The organism is Noviherbaspirillum pedocola, assembly GCF_016632335.1.
GTDB classification, from domain to species: domain Bacteria; phylum Pseudomonadota; class Gammaproteobacteria; order Burkholderiales; family Burkholderiaceae_D; genus Noviherbaspirillum_A; species Noviherbaspirillum_A pedocola.
Map to the genome: position 1 here is coordinate 140854 of NZ_JAEPBG010000013.1, position 16141 is coordinate 156994.

Below are 16141 nucleotides of genomic sequence, written 5' to 3' on the forward strand. Positions count from 1 at the left end.
AGGTGCAGCCCGGAGTGACCGAAGGAGCGCGCGACTCAGCCAGCATATCGTTTGCGCAGTTCACGCTTCAGCAGTTTGCCGCTCGGATTCTTGGGCAAGGCATCCGCAAAGATGACTCGCTTGGGCACCTTGAAGTGCGCCATGTTGGCCTTGCAGAACGCAATCACGTCTTCCTCGCTCGTCGTCTGCCCGTGGCGCAACACGACGACCGCGGTGACCGCCTCCACCCAATACGGATCCGGCAAGCCAATGACCGCCACTTCCGACACGGCAGCAATGCGAAATATCACTTCTTCGACCTCGCGGCTCGCGACGTTTTCACCGCCGCTCTTGATCATGTCCTTCTTGCGATCGACGACGGTGATATACCCCTCCTCGTCAAGCATGGCCAGGTCGCCACTGTGAAACCAGCCGCCGCTGAAGGCTGCTGCTGTCTTCTCGGGGTCCTGGTAATAACCCGTGAGCAGCTGCGGGGAACGATGCACGATCTCACCAATCGTCCCGGGTGGGACATCGTTCATGTTCTCATCCACCACACGCGTCTCGACGTTGAGCGCGGGTTTGCCGGCCGATCCGGCCTTGCGCAGCTGGTCTTCCGGATAAAGCACCGTGGCCAGCGGCGCGATCTCGGTCTGTCCATAGAAATTCCACAGCCGCACGCGTGGCATGCGCTGCTGCATTTCCCTGAGCACTTCGACCGGCATGATGGAGGCGCCGTAATATCCCTTCTCCAGCGATGACAGATCCGTCATGTCGAATTGCGGCGAGCGCAGCAGCGCGATCCAGACCGATGGCGGCGCGAAGAAGGAATTCACCTTGTGCCGCTCGATCAGCGGAAGGATGGTGTCCGGGCGCGGTTGCCCAGTGATGATGCTGGTGGCGCCAAGGTAGATTGCCGGCCCAAGAAATACATCGAGCTGCGCGCAGTGATAGAGCGGCAAGGCATGCAGCATGATATCGGTCGCTGCCATGCTGCCTTCAATGATGCAGGTGGCGTATTCCCACAGCACCGCTTCATGCGTGAGCATTGCGCCCTTGGGCAGCGACTCGGTGCCGCTGGTATAGATGATCTGCAGCAGCGTACGCGCATCGACTGCGGGCAGCGTGGCCTCCTTGATTTGCGCATCGAGCAGGTCGACGAATCCGGTCATGCCTTGCGGCGCGGCAGTGCCGCCATCCTCACCGGGTAACCAGATGCACTCCGTAACGGCGGTCTGCTTCTGCACGGCAGCAGCTGCGAGCGCCTCCAGTCCCTCGCCGACGAGCAGCATGCCCGCGCCCGAGCTCCGGAGTATGTAGGCGACCTCATCGGCATTGAGCATGAAGTTGATCGGGACCATTACCGCGCCTGTGCGCGCCAGCGCGAAGCGCATCGCCGCGAAGGCATGTGAATTGCGCGACAGGATCGCGACCCGGTCGCCTGTGGCGACGCCTCGCGCCATTAGTGCCCCTGCGAGCCGGGAGCAGATGGCATCGAATTCGGCATAGGTCCAGGCCACCGTGCCGCAGACAATGGCGGTCTTGTTCGGCATGCGTCGCGCGGTTCGTCGCAGCACATCGCCGAGGCTGTGCTGGCGTATGGCATCGACGGTTTCGTTCATGGCGTGTCTCCTTGTAGTTATGTTGAGCTCGGCCGAGCCTTGTCTTCGCTTCGCGTTCACCGTCCTTCGAAACCTGCCAACCGCTTGTCACGGAAGGCGGAAACGCCTTCGACAAAATCGCGGCTTGATGCGCAAGCGATGAAATCGGCCGCTTCCGCGTCGAGCTGCGCCTCCAGGTCGCGATTGTGCGAGGCGCGAATGGCGTGCTTGAGCCGGCCCAGAGCCAGAGTCGGGCCGTCTGCCAGGCGCTGGACGAGCCTGGCGGTCTCTTCCTGTAGTCGCTCGGCTGGCACCACGCGGTTCACCAGCCCGAGACGCAGCGCCTCCTCGGCATCGAAAGTCTCCCCCAGCAGCGCGATCTCCATGGCCTTGCGCATGCCGACCAGGCGCGGCAAGGCCCATGAGGTGCCACAGTCGGCGCTTGCGCCGATATTCACGTAGGCAAGCTTGAAGCGCGTTCCCTCGGCGGCGATGGCGAGATCGCAGGCCAGTGCGATACCCAGGCCTCCGCCGGCTACCACACCATGGAGGCTCGCCAGCACCGGCGCCTGCATTGCCGCAAGCAGCGCGATGCCGCCATGCATGGCGGCGATGATCTCGCGTGCCGTTTCGACCGGATCATGTGCAAGTGCCGCAAGGTCGCCACCCGCGACGAAGGCACGCCCTTCCCCGCTGATTACGACGGCTCTTACACTGGCATCATCATGAGCAGATCGGCAGGCGTCGAGGAAAGCGTGAGCGGTTGGTATGTCAATGGCGTTCAGGACCGAGGGACGGTTGAAGCGAATATGGGCCACGCTGCCGTCGCGCCAATAGTGAAGCGGAGTATCCGTATCGGAAGCGCTCATGTTTCCTCCCGGGGAATGAGCTGACAGGGCTGATGGAGCTAATCGCGCAATGTGTCGCCAGACGACTTGAGCGCAAGCACGGGGAAGTGTAACGCTTCCGGGCCATCCAGGGATCGCATCCCGCGGCGCCACTCAGGAGCGGAAAAGGACGCGTATCGGGAGTCAAACGTGCTTTGCTACCGATGCCCCTTGCCGGTCGCAACAGCCGAGCCGTTGGCGCAGCGGCGGTTAGCACGAATGATTGTCCACTGCCGAGTTGGGGCAGGCTTGTAGGATTCCTCTTAGGCGAAGTGTCGACGTTAGCCGGCTTGCGGCCTGGGGATGCATTGGTCATCATGCTTGCGTCTCTTACTCAACGCCACTGGCAACCTGCACACCATGACTACTCTCGATTTCGAAGGCATGCTCAATGCCGTTCCAGTTACTGTCAATGATTTGCATGCCGCCGTGCACGAGGTGCACAGGGTCTGCCCCAAGTCGGCCGAGGTGGAAGCACGCTTGCACACATTGGCTGGAGTATTCGGCGGTCATCGAGAGAAAGGCGCAGCAGTCGAAGCACGGCTGACCGCGATGGCCAACATCGTCGCTACCGGCGCCTTGCCGGAACATGTGGTTGCCGTGCTTGATGGCGGCGCGGTGGACGTCGCGTTTCCGGTGTGGCAGGCAGCGGCTACGCTTCCGCTGATCGTCGATGAAGAAGTGGGCGACGTGGAATTCGATGCGCGCGCCTTTGTCGATGCGACCGTGCAGTTCGCTGGCAAATCGGCTGTGCAATCGGCCCGGGTCACCGCCTGATCTGATCGGCGCCGTGCGCGCCAAATACGACGTCTCGCTGCGGACGTCCGGCGGTTGAAGCACGGCACTGCGGTGTGCCTGCAAGTGGAGAGCCGGACCGTGTGCATTCTCGGGGAAGGCGCAGTTTGCTGCGATTTTTCCGAGAATGCGTGGCAACCGGATCGCCTGCGATTGGATGCCATGCGCTTGCAGCCTCGATCCCTCGCTTGGCAAGCTTGTGCAACGATTGCCATACGCTTGGAGTGGCGTGCAACCCTACGCTGCCCTGCGCCCTCCCCTATTACCCGGCATCAGGTCTGCGCTACGCCAGTGACGCAAACCCGCAGCCCGCCAAGCTTCTGCGAGCGCATGACCTCGATGCGCATGCCATGCACTTGGGCGATGCGTCGCACGATGGACCAGCCTAGTCCGCTGCCACTCTGCGATTGCCCTGCCGCGCGAAAGAAGCGTTGGCCCAGCCTTCCTATCGTCTCTGCGGGCAAGCCTGGACCGCTGTCCTCCACGACCAGCATGAAGCGGTCGCCGTCCTGGCTCACTTCGATGTCGATGCTCGCGCCGTTCGGACTGTAGCGCACAGCGTTTTCCAGCAAGTTGCGCACCAGCACTGCAAGCAGGGTCTCATCGCCAGCCACGGGACAATGCGCGCTACCAAGCACGGCAAGCGCCTGCCCGCTTGCGATCGCCCTGGGCGCCAGATCGGCCACTACCTGCCGCACGATCACGGCCAGATCGCAACGCCGTTCCGAAGGCGCGGCCTGTGCCTCCAGCCGCGCAAGAATAAGCAATTGCTCGATCAACCTGGCTGCGCGGTCGCATCCGGCCATGGTCTGTTTCAGCGCCGCATTGCGCATCCCATCATCGCTTTCCTGCAGCGCAACCTGGGCCTGGGTGCGGATCGCGGCAATCGGCGTGCGCAATTCATGCGCGGCGTCGGCGGTGAAGCGGCGCTCGGAATCGAGCAGGTCGCCGATGCGGGCAAACAAGCCGTTCAAGGCCATGACCATCGCCACCATTTCTTCCGGCATGTCCTTCGTTTCCAGTGGATGCAGTGCCTCCGGACGGCGCCGGGCCAGTGCGCCGCCAAATTGCCGCAGCGGCGCAAGTCCGGTACGCACGGCCCACCAGATGGCAAAGGCAAGAAGCGGCAGGGTCACAATCAGCGGAATGAACGAGCCGCGCAGGATCGCGGCCAAGATTTCCGAGCGCGACGCCATGCGCTCCCCGACGAAGACCTGGATATCCTCCGGCCCATGATCCGCGTATAGCCGCCAGCTGACGCCATCGACACTCACCGTATCGAAGCCGGTACGCAGCCTCGACGGCTCGGGCAACAGAGGTTGTCCCGGCGCATTTTCCGAGCGCAGCACGAGGCGTCCCTGGTGATACACCTGAAAGGCGACCTTCGGCGCATAACGATGAACGACCGGCGCGTTATCGAGCATGCCGGCATGCTCGGCCATCTCATGCGTCTGCTGCACGACCAGTATCGCGGCGGCCTGGGCGAGATGGCTGTCGAGCAGTTCGTCGAGCTCATGGCGCGCATCCAGCCAAGTTGCAGCGCCGGCCAGGATCCAGCCGATCGTCACCACGGAGAGCACCAGGATCAGCAGGCGGCGTTGCAGCGAAGGCGGGTTGATGTGGCCCATGCGGCTCATGCGGCTTCGTCACGCAGCAGCAGGTAGCCGACGCCGCGCACGGTCTGTATCAGGCCGCTGCCAAGCTTGCGCCGCAGATTCGACACATGCACTTCGACCGCGTTGCTTTCAACCTCCTGCCCCCAGCCGTATACCTGCTGCTCGATCTGTTCCCGACTCAGCACGCGGCCGGCGCTGAGCATCAGCGCCTGCAGCAAATCGAATTCGCGCGCCGACAGGTTCACCGTTTCTCCCGCTTTCCATACCATGCGCGCGGCCGGATCGAGCTCCACGTCTTGCGCCGTCAATCTTTCCTGCGGCTGTCCATGGGCCCGGCGAATCAGGGCGCGCAAGCGTGCCGCAAGCTCGTGCAGGTCCACCGGCTTGATCACATAATCATCCGCGCCGACGTCAAGTCCACGTATCCGGTCGTCGATGGCATCGCGCGCAGTCAGTACCAGGATGGGCAGCTTGACCCCGGCGCGGCGAACGGCGACAAGCACATCGATGCCATCCATGCGCGGCAGGCCAAGGTCGAGCACCGCTGCGGCATAGGGCTGGGCGCGCAGCTCGGAAACGGCGGCAACGCCGTCGCGTACCCAGTCCACCTGGAATCCGGCCTGGCGCAAACCGGCACGCAGGCCGTCGCCCAGCAGGGGATCATCTTCAGCAAGGAGTATGCGCATGGCCGCATTCTCGCATGGCGACGCGCCCGGTCGCGCCTTGTTCGATCCGCTGCGCTGCAACGGCATGCCGCTCGACACGCGCTTCCGGCGCGGTGCGCCATTGCCACCACCAGAAGGCGAGCACCGCCGCCAGCAGCAGTGCCGCGACTGAGCGCCACGAGGAGCGGATGCCCTCCGCAGCCGGCGCAGGCTTGCGGCCGTGAATCATTGCTGCGACCAGGTTTTCATGATGTAACCAGCTTGAGAGCACTACTGCGGCGACATGGATCGCCACAAGGGCCAGCATCACGTTTGCCAACCCCTCGTGCACATCTTCCAGCCATTCTCTGCCCTGATAGGTTGCCCAGCCGCTGGCTGCAAGCAATGCGGCCAGGCTGAGCAGGCCCAGGATGGCCACGGCGCCGGCAGGATTGTGCCCGGCATGGTGCTGCGGTTTGCCATGCCGGAGCGAATGCGTATAGGCCAGGACGGCGCGCGGACCACGCACGAAGGCGGTGAAACGCGCATGGTGGGTACCCATGCATCCCCACAGGATGCGGAAAGCGACAAGGCCTGCCATCGTATAGCCGAGCGTCACATGCACAAGTCGCAAGCTGTCGCTTTCTGCGGTCAGATAGGCGCCCGCAAAACATAAAACCAGCAGCCAGTGAAACAGTCGCACAGGCGCATCCCATATCAATACGCCCCTTTGTACGGTGCCCGGCACCGCCGCTTCGATGCCGGGTTCAGATAGTGTATTCATGGAAAATCCTTGAATGAATTCGCGCTTGATACGCAAGGCAGTCGGTGGCACCAGATACGGGCGCCGAGTGTTTGCGTTGTCCTTATCGTGGATCAGCAGGATTAAGGAAATCTGAAGCGTTGCTGTACGCCAGAGCGTGCGCACTGCTTGCCGAAGATGACAGAATCGTGATGAGATGACCGTCAAGGCGCCGTGCTTTCCTAACGCAAACCCGAGCTCATACAAACTCGCCGATGCATACCGATCCTCATCATGGTCTTTCCAGCGAAGAAGCGCGCCGTCGCTTCAGCGTTGACGGCGCGAATGAAGTGCCTTCCGACGGGCCGAAAAGCCTGAGGCGCATGGCGCTCGATGTGGTGCTCGAGCCGATGTTCCTGTTGCTGCTGGCCTGCGGCGCGATCTACCTGCTGCTGGGTGACAAGGCAGAAGCATTGATGCTGCTTGCCTTCGTGTTCATGGTCATGGGCATCAGTCTGGTACAACAGGGCCGTACCGAGCGATCACTGGCGGCATTGCGCAGCATTTCCAGTCCGCGCGCACTGGTGATTCGCGACGGTCAGACTTGTCGCATCGCCGGCCGTGATCTCGTCGTTGATGACATCGTTCTGTTGGCCGAAGGCGATCGGGTCCCGGCCGACATGACTATCCTGGAAGCCTCGAATCTCACCATCGATGAATCCATGCTGACCGGGGAATCCGTGCCGGTCGTCAAGCACGGGAGCCTCGAGCTTGCAGACGCGCACGAGAGTGGCGATGTCGCAAGCATGGCCTATTCCGGCACGCTTGTCATACAGGGAGCTGGTCGGGGCCGGGTGACGGCGACAGGCACGCGTAGCGCGCTTGGACGCATCGGTGCATCGATGCAGGGGCTTGCAGATGAACGCACGCCGGTCCAGGAGCAGACCCGGCAGGTGGTAAAGGGCGTTGCAGTCGCCGGGCTGGCGCTGGCTGCAGCGCTGGCCGTTGCCTGGGGCCTGCTGCGTGATGACTGGCTGCATGGATTGCTGGCAGGGGTCACTTTTGCGATGGCTGTCGTCCCGGAAGAGCTGCCAGTGATCCTGAGTATCTTTCTTGGGCTCGGCGCCTGGCGCCTGGCGCAAGCCCGGGTGCTGGCGCGCAGCGTTCCGGCGGTGGAATTGCTGGGCGCAACGACCATCCTTTGCGTCGACAAGACTGGGACGCTGACTGCGAACCGCATGCAATTGCGCAAGCTATGGTCCGAGGAATGCGAACAGGATCTGGCGCAGCTTGCGCAAGTGCCTGAAGCGCTTCATCCGGTGCTTGAATACGCGGTGCTCGCGAGCCACCGGCGCGCTTTCGATCCGATGGAGACCGCCATCGGCGCTGCGGGGCAGGCTTTGCTTGCCAATACCGAGCATCTGCATCGCGACTGGACGCTGGTCGACGATTATCCGCTGTCGCGCCACATGCTGGCGATGTCGCGCGTGTGGCAGTCGCCCGACCTGGAAGACCGCATTATCGCTGCCAAGGGCGCACCTGAAGCAATCATGGATCTTTGCCATCTGGACGCGGCGCGAAGCGGCATCATCGCGGCCCAGGTGGAGCGGATGGCGCGTGAGGGCTTGCGCGTGCTAGGGGTCGCGCAGGCGGCGTTTGCAGCGCGTGCCCTGCCGGAGAATCAGCATGACTTCGCGTTCCGTTTCATCGGCCTCGTGGCTTTCGAGGATCCGTTGCGACCCAAGGTGCCGCAAGCGATCGCGGAATGCCATGCCGCCGGTATCCGCGTCGTGATGATCACCGGAGATCATCCGCATACCGCTGTGTCGATCGCCCGCCAGGCCGGACTGCAAGTCGATGGCGAGGCGCTGACAGGCAAGGACATCGATGCCAGTGAACCGGACCTGCTGCGCCGGCGGCTGCGCGAGGCCAATGTGTTTTGCCGGGTGCAGCCCGAGCACAAGTTGCGACTGGTGCAGGCCTTCCGCGATATGGGTGAAATTGTCGCGATGACCGGCGATGGCATCAACGACGCGCCGGCATTGAAGGCGGCGCACATAGGCGTGGCAATGGGCGCGCGCGGCACCGATGTCGCGCGTGAAGCGGCGGACCTGGTCCTGCTCGATGATGATTTCACCTCCCTTGTCACCGCGGTGCGCTATGGACGCCAGGTATTTGCGAATCTGCGCAAGGCCATTGTCTTCATCGTCGCAGTCCATGTCCCCATCGTCGGGCTCTCGATCGCGCCGGTTCTGATGGGATGGCCGATGCTGCTCATGCCGGTGCATATCCTGTTCCTGCAGCTGATCATTGATCCAAGCTGCTCGCTGGTGTTCGAAGCGGAACCGCTCGAGGCTGAAGCCATGCATGCGAAGCCGCGCCGTCCCGACGCGCGTCTTTATGATTCGACTGTGTTGATTCAGGGCTTGTGCCAGGGCGGCGGCTTGCTGGCGATACTGCTTGCCTTATTCCTGTTGACGCGTCAGCTCGACGTATCCGACGAGGCGGCGCGCACGCTGATGTTTTCGGCTCTGGTGATTGGCAACCTCGGCCTGATCGGCGCGAATCGCAATTGGCGCGCCGCTGCATTCTGGTCCTGGCACCGTGGCAATCCGTATTTCCTGTGGATCGCGCTCGCGACGCTGACGATGCTGCTCGCAGTTGTGGCCATACCCGTGGCGCGCGATCTTTTCGCGTTTGCGCTGCCCACGCCAGCACTGGCCATTGCGGCACTGGCTGCTTCGCTGCTGGCCTGGCTCTGGTTCGGGACTGCGAAGATCCTGCTGCAAAAGCCGTAAGGCATCGTCATGGCGAGCGGAAGTCGCAAGCCCGTTTGTGCCTGGCCATACGGTTGAATTGGCTCCTGTTCGACACGAGCATCCGGAGATGTTCAATACCCGAAGTATCGATTACAACGATGTTTTGTCGTCTTATCGTCATCAGGCTTTGTCGATACCATGCGCTACGTATCGACAAGCGTTCAGCGCGATGTGTCTGCCACGATAGCAGGTGCTGCTCTGGCGGCCATTGGGAATGCCTGACTATGGTGACATTGCAGTAGCGTCTCAGGTCGCGCGCCGGGTGCCCGCGAACCTTGTCTTTCAATACGCCTGGAAGATGGTAAGCAGGCCTGCAGGAATTGGAGTTCGTAAAGACGTCGCCCGGCGACCGTGTCCTCGTCTACTTGCGACGCTGCGTCGCAAATGCACCGCAGGTGCATGACGGCCGCCTTCATCAGTAGATGTGACGCGGAGAGCGCCGACGACGGTGCGGATCCGCCTTACACAAGGAGGAAACATGAGACGGCAACGCAAAGCCAAGATCGTAGCCACGCTCGGACCGGCGAGCAGCAGCAGGGAAAGCATACTTGCGCTGTTCGAAGCGGGCGCCGATGTCTTCCGCTTCAACTTCAGTCACGGCACGCAGCAGGACCATCTCGCACGCTATGAGATCGTGCGCGATCTGGAACGCAGCCACGGCAGGCCGATTGCGGTGCTGGCCGATCTGCAAGGGCCGAAATTGCGCGTCGGTCAGTTCGCTGAAGGGCGTGTACAGCTTCGCGCTGGCGAGCGTTTCACGCTGGATCGCGATCCCGCGCCGGGCAATGCCACTCGCGTGTGCTTGCCGCATCCCGAACTGTTTGCCGTAACGGCTCCCGGACAGTCCTTGCTGCTCGACGACGGCAAGCTCAGGCTGGAAGTGCTCGAGTGCGACGAGCATGCGATCCATACCCGTGTTATCAGCGGCGGCATGCTTTCCGACCGCAAGGGCGTCAACGTGCCGGACGCCGTGCTGCCAATTCCGGCCCTGACCGCCAAGGACCGCGCTGATCTGGCCTTCGCGCTTGACATGGGCGCGGACTGGGTTGCCCTGTCCTTTGTGCAGCGTCCCGAGGATGTGCTTGAAGCGCGGGAAATCGTTGGGTCCCGCGCGCTGCTGATGTCGAAGCTGGAAAAGCCGGCGGCATTGAAACGTCTCGATGACATCGTCGAAGTCTCGGATTCGATCATGGTTGCGCGTGGCGACCTCGGCGTGGAACTGCCGCCGGAATGCGTGCCTGGGCTGCAGAAACGCATCGTGCGATCCTGCCGCCGGCGTGGCAAACCGGTGGTGATCGCAACTCAGATGCTGGAGTCGATGACGGTGGCGCCGGTACCAACCAGAGCCGAGGCTTCCGACGTCGCGAGCGCGATTTATGACGGGGCTGATGCGGTGATGCTTTCGGCCGAGTCGGCCAACGGCGCCTATCCGACACAGGCGGTGGCGATGATGTCGCGAATCATCGAGCAGGCCGAACGCGATCCTTCCTTCTTCGAACCGGCCGAGTTGTCACAGGGCGAACCGCAGCGCAACAGCGGCGACGCGATCTGCCACGCATTGCGCGAAGTCACGCGCATCATCGGCGCGGTCGCGACTGTTACCTATACGAGTTCCGGTCATACCAGTCTCCGTGCGGCCCGCGAGCGTCCGCTGGCGCCAATACTCAGCATTACTCCGAACGTGTCGACCGCGAGGCGCCTTGCTGTGGTCTGGGGTGTGCATTCGACCGTGGGGCCCGACATCAGTGACGTCGATGCGATGGTGGAAGCGGCCCGCAGGACCGCGCTGGCTGAAGAGTATGGCCGGCCAGGCGAAAGCATAGCGATCGCTGCCGGCATGCCGTTTGGGCAGGCGGGCACGACGAATTTATTGCGCCTGGCCAGCCTGTAAATCGACGATGTTCCGGTGGATGTAGTCACGATGATGGTATGCATGGTGTGTATGCACCCTGCTTCCGCGCTCCGTGTGGCCTGATCAATCAGCGCTTGACGAACTTCAGTGCAAAGCCGTCCTTGGCTTGACCGCCTTCGGGCGCATTCCTGTCGCGTGGATCATTCGGGTTGCGCAGGAAGTCGCCGGAACCGACGAAACGGAATCCTGCGCTTTCAACTTCCTGTTTGACGAAGGCTTCTTCGACCCGGTGCAGCGTGGCCGACTCCGAGATGCCGGTGCCAGGCCGGCCGGCATGGTCGACGATGACATACACACCGCCCGGCTTCAGCGCTTCATGGACGGCCCGATTCAACTTGGCCCGATCAACGCCGAGGTGGCCGAGATCATGGTAGTTGTCGACGAAGGTCACAAGGTCCAGCGCCTGATGCGCAACCTCGGGCGGAACAGGATCGTCGAAGCGACGAAGGGCCGGCACGATGTTCCCGTCCGCACCCACGCGTGCGCTGAGCACCGGGAAAGATGGTGGAGGAGCATCACCACGCGGCGCCGACTGCGCATAGACCTTGCCACTCGGCCCAGCGGCGCGAGCCAGTAGCGAGCTGGTATAGCCGCCGCCCGCGGACAGATCCAGTGCAATCATGCCGGACCTGGCGCCGACGAAGCTCAGCAGTTCGGCCGGCTTGCGCCGCGCATCCATGGCCCGGTCCGAGGGTTTGCGGTCCGGGTTGGCGAGCAGGCTGTCGATCTGCGCATGCGAGAGCGTTGCGCCTTTCTCCATGGCGGATGGGCTGTCTGATTGGCTGCTGTTCAGCGGCGCCGATGAACAAGAGGCGAGCATGGCGACTAGGCACGCGGCGCAAAACGTAGCACGCAGTGGTTGCGCGACTCGGGGAGCTTGCATGGTATTCCTTGCGCGAGTGAGATGAGGAAGCGCAACGATAACCGGAAACCGGCGGGTTTTGGGAATGCAGCGATCAGCCGTTGGCAATGCCCTCGTCACTTCCTGCGGATGGTATTTCTTGCGTTCCAGCACAAGCGAAGCGCTTACTTGCAGCAGAGCCAAGTATCATCTGGTCTCACGCCGCGCATATCCATTTTCCATGAACGACATCACCAACGGTATCCAGGACGCATTCGCCAACCTCACTACACTTTTCGACATGCTGGGCGCCATCGTGGGCGGTTTCGTCGACGTAGGCGCGGCGATGAATGCGGTTCTGCGTGTGATCGCGGCGCTCACCGGGGCGTGATGCAAAGACGGAGCATGGACCGCTGCCGGAACATAGGACGGTATGGCATGGGACTGGTCTTCAGGACTGTGCGTAAGCCTTAAGATGTTCCAGATCGTGTCAGTACAGGACCACATCGTTCCGAGAAACCAGAGACTTTCCTGCGGTCAGCATATTTCTGTGAGAAAATGCGACCGTTTTTTTTCGTTTTTCGGAGTTCGTAGTGATGTCGAAGTACCTTGTAACTACCACACGCAATCGCTCTTTCCAACGTGACATGCTGGACGAGCATTACGCGTTCCTCGGCGACTTGCGCGCCGATGGCCTGCTCGACTTGGCAGGCCCTTTCGCTGATGGCAGTGGCGGAGCATACCTGCTGAATGCGAGCAACATCGATGAGGCCCGTTCAATCGCAACGCGCGATCCGATGCATTTGCTCGGCGCGGCGACCGTCACGGTTTATGAATGGGATGCGCGCTGACATTGCCTAATCGCATCGTCCGTTTCCCCGCCCGTGAATACGGACGATGCACACCGCTCAAAGGCACAGCTGCAAGCACCCGCTTTCACATTGCCGTAGATGACTAAGGACGCCAGACGTAACATAGGCACGGGCACGACCGTGCTTCCGGCCTGACGCCGCATTCGGCGTCAATCAATACATGGCACGGAACAGATTGTCGGTGACGGATATACGCCTAGACGATTCCAATAATTCTGGTTTAGGCGGCTATGGCCTGACACCGTTCCGGTTCTCTCCCCTGGCCGCGGCTCAAATACCGAGGTGTACATTTGCGATGTGTCGCAGCGTTCAGCAGAGGATTCACGAGACGCCGTGGCAAGAAGCTCGATACGTCGACTTTCCATGATCTCCTGGTAGAGCTGTTGCGCATGTTGGCGCTCCTGCTCAACACGCATCACGCTAAGCCTGCCCGATGACGGATTCTGAACCTGCATCACCGCGATCAATCTCGCATTGGCAACCGGCTTTTGGCTATACAGGATGCCCCCGCCCGGCTCCCGATACTTGTAGACGCTGGCCGCGCCAGCATGCAAGGAAGCCAGCGTCAGAACAAGCGCAGCGCAGCGCATCCAGCACGACGTTTTCATTTTGCTTTCTCCTCAACGATTCGGCGACGCTCTTACCTTCATTCATGCCGCCGGCGACTTTTAGATATGACAACAGGCCATCTGGTTCCTAAAGCGCTTTACATCGTCGTTGGTATGGATTTCCTTCGCTTTAAGGCGCACGCTGATTGGTTCTAATCAAACTTTGTTGTCGGTATACGCATGCATTGCCCGGACCTCGGGTCTACTCTTTGAATCCATGGGTGCATGATTTATCAGCTATGCATACCTGGGCCGCGATGTTGGGGCTGGCTCATTTCAGGCAACCGGTCCGGATGGACAAAAGGAGCAGACGATGATGAAGGCAGGCAAAACCACGAGTGGCGTGATGAACATCATGGATCATTCCGGCCACAAGCAATTGCATTGGAATGTTGAAGAGCTGGAAGATATCGCGGTAGCGCGTAAGACTTTTGACAAGCTGGTGTCGCGCGGATACTCGGCTTTCGGTTCGCGGGAAAACGAGCCAAAACATCTCATCCGAGATTTCGATCCCACGATGAAAGAAGTGGTGATGGTTCCGGTGACCGTAGGTGGCTAGCATGTCGGCGCTTGAGCATGCATGGCGCAGCCTGGTAAGGCTGGTCCGACATGCCGGCGCCGCTTCCAGCGAGCGGCATGAAGGGCCGCCCGGACTCAACCGATGGGTAAGCGGCGTGAACGCGGCAACTGACCGCTTGAGTCGCCCCTTTCAAGGATGGCAGCTCCGACTGGAGGAACAGTTACAGGAGCAACAGCGCAAGAGCCGGCTAGCTTGGGAACGCGCGATTCGCGATGAACGTCGGGCCAAACGTCGCGCATTGACACTGTTGCTTGGTCTGCTGACTGAAGCGCAGCGCGAGACATTTCGAAGACTCGGGTATGTTCTGGTGACTGGAGGAAGTACCGGCGATCTGTACCGCATCCGTGTAGAAATTAACGCGAACATTGACGTGCTAAGACCGGATGGCACGGTGCGGTGCCGCCTGTGCGTGTTACCGGCCGGTGGCGTACCGGTTTACGATGTGATGGCTGCGCAGCTTCTGCATTTGCAGGATCCGAGCACCGAGAAGGCCTTCTTGCGCAAGGCCAATATATATCCTGCTGAAAGAGCATCCGCGTTTGGGCGGTCTGTCTGGCTTTGACGAACTGAAAGTCGCCGAAGCGCGCAACAGAAACATATTCAAGCTTTTTGCGAACGGTAAAGATAGTGGTCCGGCAAACCCATACGCTGGCATGCCAGTACTGGAGGCATGCCAGCGAGTACCAATCTATCGGCAAATCCTCCAGCGCGCCGTAGAAATGCCCGTTCCCAAGGACGTAAGCACTGCGTATGGTCCAGACGGAGCCTGATACGAAGATCGTCAGGAATGATGTCGATTGCCGCTCTTACAAGCATCGGTTGCAAACGATGCAATTGTGCTGGAAGTAGTGGGCGCGACGACATGATTTTTAAAAACTCGAACATCGCGCTGGATGGGACCAGGGTCGGCGCAGTGAAGGCGAACAAATCATCGAGTTGCCTACGTGACTTCGGAGCGCCGTAAGCCCCGTAGAGATGTGCAGCTAGCGTGCTCTCCCTGTAATAGCGATCGCAGTCTTCCGAGCTAAGCTGTCGCGCGTAAACATGATGCGCCTGGATAAATCCAAAACTCGCTGTGGCGTATACCCAGTCGAGCAATCTAGGATCATCGGCTCTGTATGCCAAACCTTCTGCAGTTACACCGGACACCCGGCTGTGCATGGTATTGATTCGCTGAATCAGATTCCGGGCTTGGCTCTCGGCGGCATAAACAGTGGCCATCGCAGCAAGCCCAGTATTCCGTAGCCGTCGAAGCGGATGCTCCTTAAAACCGGTATGCCGCCATACTGCTGTACCCACTTTGGGCTCTGCGAGCTCCAGGATCACAGCGGCAACACCACCAATGAACAGGCTTAAAGGATTCTTAAAGACATTCCAGGAAACTGAGTCTGGCTCGAGAAATGCCGGTGCGCCGATAGGTCGTGTGAAGTCAATGCGCTGAGATGCACTCTCAAATAAGTAAGTTGTTCCAATGTGTTCAACTCTTCGCTGGAGAGGCGAAAAAAGTCGAAACTCAGTACGATCATTATTCACTCAACTTTTCCCGGAGGTAAGCGATATCAGAACCAGATTCACATAGTGTCTCGACAATGTCTAAACGTCTGATCCCCCGACGTGACAGCAACGAGCCACGACGTTTTACATTTTATGGCCGCAAATGTAGAAAATGTGTGCCCTTCGATTCATCATTTCGGCTAACACCATAGATCAGCCCGGAAAAAATGTAATTCATCTAACGGATTTCTTACCACTCGAGAAATCGCAGTGGCATTAGTTCAAAAATGTCCAAACCCCCTTCGCAGGCAACGTGAGTGCATTCGACGTTTAACAAGCTCGATACCAACGAATCGTAACCTTTCGCGGGGTCTGAATTAAGAGGTAAAAGAGAACCTCTTTTTTCTTTAATTCACGAGCACGAAAACTAAAAGACGCCGCCGTGAAATCGTACTAACAGCTAATGAGGAATCTTTCATATATCTTATCGTTCACCTACACCAATTGCGCAAACACGTTGGCTTAAACTCACGCGATATCCAAAAGTGAACCAAAAATGTATTTAAGCCTTGCCGTTAGTGCGTTTTCTTATGGGCATTCGATCCTGAACAACTCTCCTTCGTACTAGCGCGGTTGTCGAATTAATGTAGGGTATAACCGCAGAGCTGGAACCAGCTTTTGGCATCGGACTCGGTAATGTGGTCAATAGCTTGTTTGAGCGCCTCGTCGAGGGCGGTGCGCGTGCGGGCTT

The 16141-nt window shown here is 60.3% G+C and carries 15 protein-coding genes; 7 read left to right on the forward strand and 8 right to left on the reverse strand.

Translation table 11 applies throughout. The features are described 5' to 3' along the window. Window positions 1–35 precede the first annotated feature (35 nt). Window positions 36–1601: an acyl-CoA synthetase gene (locus JJB74_RS23880; RefSeq protein ID WP_200596142.1), complete on the reverse strand. Its 1566-nt coding sequence runs from the start codon at window positions 1599–1601 to the stop codon at window positions 36–38. Window positions 1602–1657: 56 nt separating this feature from the next. Beyond that, window positions 1658–2449 (reverse strand): enoyl-CoA hydratase/isomerase family protein, encoded by a 792-nt coding sequence (locus JJB74_RS23885; protein ID WP_200596144.1) that lies wholly within the window; start codon window positions 2447–2449, stop codon window positions 1658–1660. 378 nt (window positions 2450–2827) lie between these two features. Here JJB74_RS23885 and JJB74_RS23890 point away from each other — a divergent pair, with 378 nt between their 5' ends. Continuing rightward, the gene (locus JJB74_RS23890; protein WP_200596146.1) at window positions 2828–3244 is read left to right on the forward strand and encodes a hypothetical protein; all 417 of its coding nucleotides are present in this window, start codon (window positions 2828–2830) and stop codon (window positions 3242–3244) included. 290 nt (window positions 3245–3534) lie between these two features. Here JJB74_RS23890 and JJB74_RS23895 read toward each other — a convergent pair whose 3' ends face one another. Genes JJB74_RS23895 through JJB74_RS23905 form a run of 3 tightly spaced genes read right to left on the reverse strand, consistent with a single transcriptional unit; the run spans window position 3535 to window position 6306 of the window. Beyond that, window positions 3535–4899, reverse strand: a complete 1365-nt coding sequence (locus tag JJB74_RS23895; protein ID WP_234484799.1) for an ATP-binding protein — start codon at window positions 4897–4899, stop codon at window positions 3535–3537. Then, window positions 4896–5564 (reverse strand): response regulator, encoded by a 669-nt coding sequence (locus JJB74_RS23900; protein WP_200596148.1) that lies wholly within the window; start codon window positions 5562–5564, stop codon window positions 4896–4898. The genes JJB74_RS23895 and JJB74_RS23900 overlap by 4 nt, the downstream gene beginning before the upstream one ends. Beyond that, entirely contained in the window at window positions 5545–6306 is a 762-nt protein-coding gene (locus tag JJB74_RS23905) for a cytochrome b/b6 domain-containing protein (protein ID WP_200596150.1), read from the reverse strand. Before JJB74_RS23905 ends, JJB74_RS23900 begins: the two co-directional genes overlap by 20 nt. 233 nt (window positions 6307–6539) lie before the next feature. Between JJB74_RS23905 and JJB74_RS23910 the strand changes: the two genes are divergently transcribed. Continuing rightward, window positions 6540–9062: a cation-translocating P-type ATPase gene (locus JJB74_RS23910; protein ID WP_200596152.1), complete on the forward strand. Its 2523-nt coding sequence runs from the start codon at window positions 6540–6542 to the stop codon at window positions 9060–9062. 499 nt (window positions 9063–9561) lie between these two features. After that, a complete protein-coding gene (pyk, locus tag JJB74_RS23915) occupies window positions 9562–10974 on the forward strand; it encodes a pyruvate kinase (RefSeq protein WP_200596154.1) in 1413 nt (470 codons plus the stop codon). An 88-nt stretch (window positions 10975–11062) separates the two neighbouring features. Here the strand turns inward: pyk and JJB74_RS23920 are convergent, their stop codons facing one another. Then, complete coding sequence (locus JJB74_RS23920) at window positions 11063–11755, reverse strand: class I SAM-dependent methyltransferase (RefSeq protein WP_200596156.1); 693 nt, start codon at window positions 11753–11755, stop codon at window positions 11063–11065. Window positions 11756–12077: 322 nt separating this feature from the next. Here JJB74_RS23920 and JJB74_RS23925 point away from each other — a divergent pair, with 322 nt between their 5' ends. Beyond that, window positions 12078–12227, forward strand: a complete 150-nt coding sequence (locus JJB74_RS23925; RefSeq protein ID WP_200596158.1) for a hypothetical protein — start codon at window positions 12078–12080, stop codon at window positions 12225–12227. A 205-nt stretch (window positions 12228–12432) separates the two neighbouring features. Next, on the forward strand, window positions 12433–12687 hold the full coding sequence (locus tag JJB74_RS23930) for a YciI family protein (protein WP_200596160.1): 255 nt from the start codon (window positions 12433–12435) through the stop codon (window positions 12685–12687). Window positions 12688–12857: 170 nt separating this feature from the next. Here the strand turns inward: JJB74_RS23930 and JJB74_RS23935 are convergent, their stop codons facing one another. Next, window positions 12858–13316 carry a hypothetical protein gene (locus JJB74_RS23935; RefSeq protein WP_200596161.1) on the reverse strand — a complete coding sequence of 153 codons (459 nt, stop codon included), beginning with the start codon at window positions 13314–13316 and terminating at the stop codon, window positions 12858–12860. 313 nt (window positions 13317–13629) lie between these two features. Here JJB74_RS23935 and JJB74_RS23940 point away from each other — a divergent pair, with 313 nt between their 5' ends. Together JJB74_RS23940 and JJB74_RS23945 are read left to right on the forward strand one after the other, a co-directional pair. Further along, window positions 13630–13875, forward strand: coding sequence for a hypothetical protein (locus JJB74_RS23940; protein ID WP_200596163.1), 246 nt, complete (start codon window positions 13630–13632; stop codon window positions 13873–13875). Between the two features lies 1 nt (window position 13876). Beyond that, window positions 13877–14458, forward strand: a complete 582-nt coding sequence (locus JJB74_RS23945; protein WP_200596165.1) for a hypothetical protein — start codon at window positions 13877–13879, stop codon at window positions 14456–14458. A 38-nt stretch (window positions 14459–14496) separates the two neighbouring features. Here JJB74_RS23945 and JJB74_RS23950 read toward each other — a convergent pair whose 3' ends face one another. Next, on the reverse strand, window positions 14497–15429 hold the full coding sequence (locus tag JJB74_RS23950) for an oxygenase MpaB family protein (protein WP_200596167.1): 933 nt from the start codon (window positions 15427–15429) through the stop codon (window positions 14497–14499). Between the last annotated feature and the right edge of the window lie 712 nt (window positions 15430–16141).

What these genes read in the sequence shown, in the direction of transcription:
- JJB74_RS23935 (WP_200596161.1), bottom strand. Translation starts at nt 13,316, where the DNA reads ATGAAAACGTCGTGCTGGATGCGCTGCGCTGCGCTTGTTCTGACGCTG.
- JJB74_RS23945 (WP_200596165.1), top strand. Translation starts at nt 13,877, where the DNA reads ATGTCGGCGCTTGAGCATGCATGGCGCAGCCTGGTAAGGCTGGTCCGA.
- JJB74_RS23920 (WP_200596156.1), bottom strand. Translation starts at nt 11,755, where the DNA reads ATGGAGAAAGGCGCAACGCTCTCGCATGCGCAGATCGACAGCCTGCTC.
- JJB74_RS23930 (WP_200596160.1), top strand. Translation starts at nt 12,433, where the DNA reads ATGTCGAAGTACCTTGTAACTACCACACGCAATCGCTCTTTCCAACGT.
- pyk (WP_200596154.1), top strand. Translation starts at nt 9,562, where the DNA reads ATGAGACGGCAACGCAAAGCCAAGATCGTAGCCACGCTCGGACCGGCG.
- JJB74_RS23890 (WP_200596146.1), top strand. Translation starts at nt 2,828, where the DNA reads ATGACTACTCTCGATTTCGAAGGCATGCTCAATGCCGTTCCAGTTACT.
- JJB74_RS23880 (WP_200596142.1), bottom strand. Translation starts at nt 1,601, where the DNA reads ATGAACGAAACCGTCGATGCCATACGCCAGCACAGCCTCGGCGATGTG.
- JJB74_RS23925 (WP_200596158.1), top strand. Translation starts at nt 12,078, where the DNA reads ATGAACGACATCACCAACGGTATCCAGGACGCATTCGCCAACCTCACT.
- JJB74_RS23895 (WP_234484799.1), bottom strand. Translation starts at nt 4,899, where the DNA reads ATGAGCCGCATGGGCCACATCAACCCGCCTTCGCTGCAACGCCGCCTG.
- JJB74_RS23885 (WP_200596144.1), bottom strand. Translation starts at nt 2,449, where the DNA reads ATGAGCGCTTCCGATACGGATACTCCGCTTCACTATTGGCGCGACGGC.
- JJB74_RS23900 (WP_200596148.1), bottom strand. Translation starts at nt 5,564, where the DNA reads ATGCGCATACTCCTTGCTGAAGATGATCCCCTGCTGGGCGACGGCCTG.
- JJB74_RS23910 (WP_200596152.1), top strand. Translation starts at nt 6,540, where the DNA reads ATGCATACCGATCCTCATCATGGTCTTTCCAGCGAAGAAGCGCGCCGT.
- JJB74_RS23940 (WP_200596163.1), top strand. Translation starts at nt 13,630, where the DNA reads ATGATGAAGGCAGGCAAAACCACGAGTGGCGTGATGAACATCATGGAT.
- JJB74_RS23905 (WP_200596150.1), bottom strand. Translation starts at nt 6,306, where the DNA reads ATGAATACACTATCTGAACCCGGCATCGAAGCGGCGGTGCCGGGCACC.